General features: G+C 47.9%; 9 protein-coding genes. 3 read left to right on the top strand and 6 right to left on the bottom strand.

What is annotated here, in order from left to right:
• Positions 1 to 188 precede the first annotated feature (188 nt).
• The 3 genes from Q3A88_RS13835 (at position 189) to coaD (ending at position 3,028) form a co-directional block, all read left to right on the top strand.
• Positions 189 to 1,033 (top strand): IS5 family transposase gene (locus Q3A88_RS13835; RefSeq protein WP_317178106.1). Its coding sequence is split into 2 segments (ribosomal slippage): positions 189 to 534 and positions 534 to 1,033, totalling 846 coding nucleotides; the frame shifts between segments, so codons are not numbered across the junction.
• A gap of 189 nt (positions 1,034 to 1,222) precedes the next feature.
• Positions 1,223 to 2,500 carry a lipid IV(A) 3-deoxy-D-manno-octulosonic acid transferase gene (gene waaA, locus Q3A88_RS13830; RefSeq protein WP_317178105.1) on the top strand — a complete coding sequence of 426 codons (1,278 nt, stop codon included), beginning with the start codon at positions 1,223 to 1,225 and terminating at the stop codon, positions 2,498 to 2,500.
• Between the two features lie 39 nt (positions 2,501 to 2,539).
• Positions 2,540 to 3,028: a pantetheine-phosphate adenylyltransferase gene (gene coaD, locus Q3A88_RS13825; protein WP_317178113.1), complete on the top strand. Its 489-nt coding sequence runs from the start codon at positions 2,540 to 2,542 to the stop codon at positions 3,026 to 3,028.
• A gap of 51 nt (positions 3,029 to 3,079) precedes the next feature.
• Here the strand turns inward: coaD and Q3A88_RS13820 are convergent, their stop codons facing one another.
• The 6 genes from Q3A88_RS13820 to radC form a co-directional block, all read right to left on the bottom strand.
• Complete coding sequence (locus tag Q3A88_RS13820; RefSeq protein ID WP_205558890.1) at positions 3,080 to 3,973, bottom strand: glycosyltransferase family A protein; 894 nt, start codon at positions 3,971 to 3,973, stop codon at positions 3,080 to 3,082.
• Between the two features lie 73 nt (positions 3,974 to 4,046).
• Positions 4,047 to 4,856, bottom strand: a complete 810-nt coding sequence (mutM, locus tag Q3A88_RS13815) for a bifunctional DNA-formamidopyrimidine glycosylase/DNA-(apurinic or apyrimidinic site) lyase (RefSeq protein ID WP_317178104.1) — start codon at positions 4,854 to 4,856, stop codon at positions 4,047 to 4,049.
• A gap of 27 nt (positions 4,857 to 4,883) precedes the next feature.
• Complete coding sequence (locus tag Q3A88_RS13810; protein ID WP_317178103.1) at positions 4,884 to 6,257, bottom strand: DUF6880 family protein; 1,374 nt, start codon at positions 6,255 to 6,257, stop codon at positions 4,884 to 4,886.
• Positions 6,258 to 6,394: 137 nt separating this feature from the next.
• Positions 6,395 to 6,562, bottom strand: coding sequence for a 50S ribosomal protein L33 (gene rpmG / locus Q3A88_RS13805; protein WP_002208990.1), 168 nt, complete (start codon positions 6,560 to 6,562; stop codon positions 6,395 to 6,397).
• An 11-nt stretch (positions 6,563 to 6,573) separates the two neighbouring features.
• Positions 6,574 to 6,810 (bottom strand): 50S ribosomal protein L28, encoded by a 237-nt coding sequence (gene rpmB, locus Q3A88_RS13800; RefSeq protein ID WP_005967968.1) that lies wholly within the window; start codon positions 6,808 to 6,810, stop codon positions 6,574 to 6,576.
• Positions 6,811 to 7,047: 237 nt separating this feature from the next.
• Positions 7,048 to 7,713 carry a RadC family protein gene (radC, locus tag Q3A88_RS13795; protein WP_110163112.1) on the bottom strand — a complete coding sequence of 222 codons (666 nt, stop codon included), beginning with the start codon at positions 7,711 to 7,713 and terminating at the stop codon, positions 7,048 to 7,050.
• Positions 7,714 to 7,815 lie beyond the last annotated feature (102 nt).

The raw sequence follows: 7,815 nt of genomic DNA, 5'->3' as shown, positions 1-7,815 counted from the left end.
ATTGCTGCTATGATCGGCATCGCTCAGTCCGGTTGGTGATTTGTTTGGTTTGGCGATTGATCAGATCGCATAACTCGGACTGAGTTCCCTTCGAGTGATCTACTATTTGGCGAAGCTATTTAGGATGTGTCCCGTAACTGTTTTTTGTACAATCAGGAACATGATTTCACCATAAAAAGTGCTTCAATTTGGCTCGTTACGATTTTCCCGATGATGCATGGGCACTGATTTCTCCTATGCTGCCGCCTGAAAGAGGCTCTTCCCGAGGCGGGCGTCCTTACTTTGCTCACAGGCATGTCATGAATGGCATATTTTGGGTACTTTGCTCCGGCGCGCCGTGGCGGGATTTACCAGAGCGTTATGGTCAATGGAAAACCATTTACAACCGCTTTAACCGGTGGTCTAAAGCCGGAGTAATGAACAGTATTTTCAATAAATTACTCCAACTCTTGGATGAAAAAGCACTGATTGACTGGGATGTTATCGCGCTGGATGGCAGTAACATTCGCGCCCTGAAAGCGACGGCCGGTGCGAAAAAAAACATCCCGATGAACACGAGGACCATGGGCTGGGTCGCTCTCGCGGCGGCTTTGGCACCAAAATCCATCTGGCGACAGATGGCACAGGATTACCGCTGAGTTTTTGCCTGAGCGGTGGACAAGCCCACGAAAGCCGATATGCGGAAACCTTGCTTAACCGGGTCGGGGTTATCCGAAAAAACGGGAACCTGAAATCACGTCCGAAAGCAGTACTGGCGGATAAGGGTTACTCCAGTAGACGTATTCGCATTTATTTGAAAATAAAAGGAATAAAAGCGGTTATTCCGTTTAAATCAAATGAGAAGGCCAGTCAGGACGGACGTCGGCCCCTTAATACGGGTCTGTACAAAAAACGCAATGTCGTGGAGCGTTGCTTTGCGATATTGAAAGAAAATCGTCGTATCGCGACACGCTCGGAAAAAACAGCCAGAAACTACCTGAGTATGCTAAAACTGGGGGCGATCAGGCTATTTTTGAAACGGTTGTTAAGTTAAGGGACACAGCCTAGGTTCAAAATGGCAAATGAAATAGCCCTAATGGGATGGGTTCTTAGTTACGCCCCCACTATTGCTGGGTAAGATCAAAACCAAAATTATCGAATAAACGACATCCGTTTTACAAATAGCCTTATCCTCACGAACCCGATAAAATCATCCCAGTGATAACCGATAACAGTAGATCTTATGTTACAAACTCTCTACACCATCATCCTGTACCTCATCCAGCCGTTGATTTGGCTTCGCCTGTGGCTTCGTGGCCGTAAGGCTCCTGCCTATCGTCGGCGCTGGGGTGAACGTTACGGCTTTTGTGCAGAGAAGGTTAAACCAGACGGTATCATGCTGCATTCGGTGTCGGTGGGGGAAACGCTGGCCGCCATTCCTTTAGTGAGAGCGCTGCGCCATCGTTACCCCAATCTGCCGATCACAGTCACCACCATGACGCCAACCGGTTCGGAGCGCGTGCGTTCAGCGTTTGGCGACACGGTCTATCACGTTTATCTGCCTTATGATTTACCCTGTGCCCTGAAACGTTTTTTTGACCAGGTTCGTCCAAAAATCGTCATTATTATGGAAACCGAGCTGTGGCCAAATCTGATCGCGGAACTGCATAAACGCGACATTCCGTTGGTTATTGCCAATGCCCGACTGTCCGAACGCTCTGCGGCGGGTTACAAAAAGATCGGCAAACTGATGCGCCATATCTTGCAGCGCATTACCCTCGTCGCTGCACAGAATCAGGAAGATGGTAATCGATTTATCGATCTTGGTCTGAAGCGCTCCAGCCTGAAAGTGACTGGCAGCCTTAAATTTGATATTTCCGTGACGCCAGAACTGGCAGCACGAGCCATTACATTGCGTCGACAATGGGCGCCACACCGTCCGGTATGGATAGCCACCAGTACGCACGAAGGTGAAGAAGCGATCGTTCTGGCCGCTCACCGACAGCTGCTTGCCACCTACCCTGACCTACTCCTCATTCTTGTGCCTCGCCATCCAGAACGTTTCTCCACCACGCAGGCGTTAGCAGAAAATTTGGGATTCACCTACACGCTGCGCAGCAGTGGTGAACAGCCTCCTGCAAACACGCAGGTGGTTATCGGGGATACCATGGGCGAGCTGATGCTGTTGTACGGCATTGCCGATTTAGCGTTTGTTGGTGGAAGTTTGGTTGAACGGGGCGGACATAATCCGTTAGAAGCCGCAGCCCACGCGATTCCGGTATTGATGGGACCATATACTTTTAATTTTAAAGACATCTGCAACAAACTCGATCAAGCTGACGGTTTGATTACCGTGACCGATGCAGAGTCACTTGGAAGAGAAGTGGGAAAACTGCTCGCTGACGAAGACTATCGCCTCTACTATGGTCGACACGCCGTGGAAGTGTTACACCAAAATCAGGGTGCACTACAGATGCTGCTTACGCTACTGGAACCTTATTTACCCCAGCGGACACAGTAAAGCAGCCGCTACCGAGACAGTGAATGAAGGGCTGACGTGATGACAACTAAAGCGATTTATCCTGGAACGTTTGATCCACTAACCAATGGTCATTTGGATCTGTTGACGCGTGCATCACGACTGTTCGACCATGTGGTGCTGGCCATCGCTGCCAGCCCGAGCAAACATACACTTTTCACTTTGGATGAGCGCGTGGCGCTGGCAAAGGGTGCGACGCAGCATTTATCCAACGTCGACGTAGTCGGTTTCAGCGATCTTATGGTGCACTTCGCACAACAGCAAAAAGCCAATATTCTTGTGCGGGGTTTGCGAGCCGTTGCCGATTTCGAATATGAACTCCAGCTCGCAAAAATGAATCACCACCTGATGCCTACTCTCGAAAGCGTGTTCCTGATGCCATCAGAAGAGTGGTCGTTTATTTCATCTTCTCTGGTCAAAGAAGTGGCTCGTCACGGCGGTGACGTATCGCATTTTCTTCCAGATGCGATTGGCTCGGCGCTTAAGCAAAAACTGGAGCAGGGTAAGTAATCGATAATCCGGCGGATGGGTAACGTTCCTCCGCCGGAAAAAGCGGTGTGATTAACGCGCTAATGTACCGCATAGATAACGAAACCACCACAGGGGTTTCCACCATGGTTTCAATGGAGGTAATACATTTGGAATCAAATTATTTCGATATTTAATATGCCAAGTAAAATTAAGAAATATACGACTCTGGCCGTATTCACTACCAAATAATTCACATTCCTCTTTCTTCCGTAAATCTATTGGTGTATTTTCAGAAAGATCGCGATTCAAAGAATGGTAACTTCTATTCCGATTGACATTACGCTCATAACACAGAATTTTTTTAGGTAGGTAGTGTTGGCGAGACCCTTGATATTTTTGAAATTTAACAAAACGGAAATCTTCCGCACCATAGTTACCAGAAAATTCTTCATCATAACCAAAAAAACGCATGAATCGTGCTCGAGACATGAAAAATGTATTTGGGTGACCATAGTATCTGTCTCCAACATTACAGACTTTCCCTCGTTTTACGACACCATCTTCACGACTTTCGCGATAAATTTTATAAAAATTACGCCCCGGATTACGACAATTTATCATATAACGAAATGTTTCTTCTGGTAAATCATGATCTAGATCCGTAATAAATATTTTATCTGATTTAGCATATGTAACACCTAAATTACGAGCACCAGATTGATTCCAGCGAATATCTTCATTAATACATAACCAATTGATATTTAAATCATACTCACCGACGTCATAATCAATAGGGGAACCATCATCTACTATAACGAATTCAACGACCGACCTAATATCATCAGGCAATTTCTCATAATTCCGGAGCAATGAAAACACGGAATCCATATCATTTTGGTTACAATAGAAATGCGTAATATACGTTAATTTTATATGTTGCTTATCAAATGGATGTCGTACAGAAGCAGAGTATTTTTGGTTCATTTATTAGTCCTCGATCTCATTAATCTTGTTATGTTCTTAATACATTGCTATAGATAAAGTCATTTTCCAGATGCTATACTTGGCAGCGGCGACAGAAAAATGTGCTGCGCTGTCCATGCTTCGCGGTTTCGATCAATGTTCCGCATGTTCGACAAGGTTCGCCGTTGCGGCCATAGACTCGTAGCTCCTGCGCGAAATAACCGGGTTTGCCATCTGATTGCAAAAAGTCACGCAGCGTTGTGCCCCCCTGCTCAATCGAAAGCTGTAATACCTGTTTAATCACGCGAACCAATACGGCTGCATCGTTTTCATTTAACAATCCAGCGGCTCTATCAGGATGAATGCCAGCAGCAAACAGCGATTCGCTCGCGTAAATATTGCCTACGCCGACGACGACTTTGTTATCCATAATCCACTGTTTGATTGCCGTCTTTTTACCGCGTGAAGTCTGATAAAGATAATCGGCAGAGAATTCCGCCTCTAGTGGTTCCGGCCCGAGATGCGCCAACACCGAGCAGGTTTCTGGATTATCCGTCCACAGCCAGGCACCAAAACGCCGAGGATCGGTGTAACGCAGCACCTTACCGCTGTCCATCACCAAATCAACATGGTCGTGCTTCTCCGGCTCGCTATATTCCGGTAACACCCGCAGGCTGCCAGACATGCCAAGATGCACAATAAGCCAGCCACGCGTGAGTTCAATTAGCAGATATTTTGCCCGCCGACGCACACTGAGCACCGGCTCATCGCTCAGCGAGAGAATCTCAGCCGATACCGGCCAGCGCAGGCGCGTGTTCCTCACTTCAGCATAAAGGATGGTGTGATCGACGAGATACGGTGAAATCCCCCGACGACTGGTTTCAACCTCAGGTAATTCAGGCATATCTTATCTCCTTAGAAAGGACACACATTATTGCAAACGCTGCCAGAATGAATATTTCCGGCCATGTTGCTGCTTGAGCTGTGCCTGATAATCCGTCCACGCCAATAACGGCGCGTAATCCGCAACTTGCGAGTCTAGAGCATCCAATTCGCGATAATAATTTGCAGCATGATCGTAGGCCTTACTCCGGCCAGCAGATAAAATATCGTTGAGTAGCAGACGATAACAAATCACTTCAGCTAAAGGGCATTCCGCATCATGAAATTGATTTGCCCAACCCAACAATACACCGAAGAAGACATTGAGTGACTCCCAATGGGCAAGCAGTTGTGCTGATGCTTGCGCATAATCATTCAGTGCCAACAGCGTATCAATTCTGGACTGAACATCTCCCATCGCCAACGCATGGGTAGCCGCCTGATTCTGTAACGTTTCTCGTTCCGTCTCATCTTGCAAGACGGCAAGCAGTGCTTGTAGCCGAGTATAATCAGGACGTTGCTGATAAGCTTCACGCCGTAACGTCAAGAGCGCGTCTTGATCGCCAAGTTGAACATAGGCTTTATCCAGCAATGCCCTGCGCTTTTCTTCGGCATGCCCCTCAAAAGGCTTTGATAACCATTTCAGTGCCGACTGTGCGTCATTGATCGACAGACAGAACTCCACAATGTGGAGCTTTTGCAATTCATTCGGCTTTGGGGAACCCAAGAGGATAGATCGCTCAAATAGGGCAACATCTTGCAGAGCTTGCGCCACCCCAGAAATACCGAGAGTGGCATGCGCAGCACGAAAGTTATATTCCTTGTGCGGTGCAGAGGCCAAGGCAGCAGCATATTCACGTTCAAAGTCCTGCGCCAGTTGCCGCAACTCTGGCTCGGTAAGTAACGTGCCACTTTGTGCAATCAAATCATCCCATGCGGCATAATCGTTCTCATCATGCCGTTTTTTTACCTCATCAGGCCAATTCCACGTCTTTCCACCTTGTGCTCGCCACTGGCTTGCGGCCTTAACCCATACCGAAAGCGCCGCCACATACGCCTCGCCAATAGCCCCATCAGAATCATCCACGCGCTCATAAACACGAACATGGGTGGACATCAGTGCATCAATCAGTGCAAATGCTTTTTCCGGTGCGTCGTCGATCAGATAGGCGATATCACCCACCAGTGCCTCAAGCTCCATAGCAAAGCCATGACTCTGATAATAATCAATAAATCGTTTACCACGAGCAATAGATGCAATACGTTCTTTCAGCGATTTTCCCTGCTTCACCGTATCCTGCCGATACAACAGCGTTTCAATACGCTGGTCTACCTTTGGATCTAAACCATAAATCGCTTCGATCAAAAGTAAGAGCTGCGTCTGTGGTGTCGCTAACAAAAGCTGGTGTAATGTCGAATCCATATTTTCATTACCGGATGGTTGTAGAAGCCAGAGCCCAGAAAATTGGCATAATGCAAAAAGGGATACAAGGGGAAGAATTAGAAAATAAGCTCGAAAAAAAACCCGACCAAGGCCGGGTTTTTATCAAGAAGCAGAAATTACTTAATTTTAGCTTCTTTGTAGAGAACGTGCTGACGGACAACTGGATCGAATTTCTTCAATTCCAATTTTTCCGGCTTAGTACGTTTGTTCTTCGTAGTGGTATAGAAGTGACCAGTACCAGCAGAAGAAACCAGCTTGATCTTCTCGCGAACACCCTTAGCCATGATTCAGTTCCTTAATACTTTTCACCACGGGCACGCAGATCGGCCAGAACCGTCTCAATACCCTTCTTATCAATAACACGCATACCTTTAGCAGATACACGCAGTGTTACAAAGCGCTTCTCGCCTTCAACCCAAAAACGGTGTGAATGCAGGTTCGGCAGAAAACGGCGTTTGGTCGCATTCAGTGCGTGGGAACGGTTGTTCCCGGCCACCGGACGCTTGCCAGTAACTTGGCAGACTCGGGACATGTCTATTCTCCAAAAATCAAATCAGCTCGAGCTTCGTATAGGGTTTGGCCGCCTCGTCAGGCTTTAGAGCCCATCTCAGCAACTTCACTGAAAAGACTCTGTCATCAGGATAAACCTGCTGAGATAGGCTCTTAACGCCACACCCAAGATTCTCAAAGGTGGCGTAGTATACGCTCTGAAGCGTAAGTGCTCAAGTCCCGAACAGCTAAAGATCCCATTGGATCGCGGAAATATCTGTTAAATCCAGCCACGCTCGGCAAAAGAAACGTATTCGCCGTGCCCAATAACCAAATGATCGAGCACGCGGATCTCCATTAACAGACAGGCTTTAACAATCTGTTCGGTTATCGCACGGTCAGCCTGACTCGGCTCCGCTTTTCCCGACGGATGATTATGCGCCAGTATTAGCGCGGCAGCATTTGCTTTTAGCGCTTCACGCACGATCTCACGCGGGTGGACTTCCACGCTGTTAATCGTACCAACAAACATCTCCTGATGGCGAATAACGTGGTGCTGATTGTCCAAAAATAGAACTAAAAAAACTTCACGCTCACGCCGAGACAACAGCAGCTGCAAATATTGGCCGGTCGCTTCCGGGTTCAGCATAGCGTCCTCTTTCGCCAGGCGAGAGAAAAATAGCCGCCGCGACAGCTCTGCGATCGCCTTGAGCTGCGTATATTTTGATATCCCCACGCCTCTGGCATGATGAAACGCTGACTGGTCGGCCGCCATCAGTTGATAGAGCGAGCCAAACTGCGCCAGTAAATCCTCTGCCAACTGCATCACATGCACGCCCGGCAACCCCGTGCGCAAAAAAATCGCCAGCAATTCGACATCCGTTAGTGATTCCGCCCCTAAACGCACCAGTTTTTCACGCGGTGCCAATCCCTTTTCCCAGCCCATCACCTTCTCCCTATACCGCTCGACGGCATCATGTCACGCCCGTAAAAACCGGACGACACCGGTGATAAAAGGCTGCGAAGCGCTTCGCAATCTTCTTAGGGA

Source organism: Pectobacterium sp. HCp5_1, assembly GCF_032905925.1.
Taxonomy (GTDB): domain Bacteria; phylum Pseudomonadota; class Gammaproteobacteria; order Enterobacterales; family Enterobacteriaceae; genus Pectobacterium; species Pectobacterium brasiliense_A.
The sequence above is the reverse complement of the archived record's forward strand: the minus strand, read 5'-3'. Positions and strand labels throughout refer to the sequence as shown.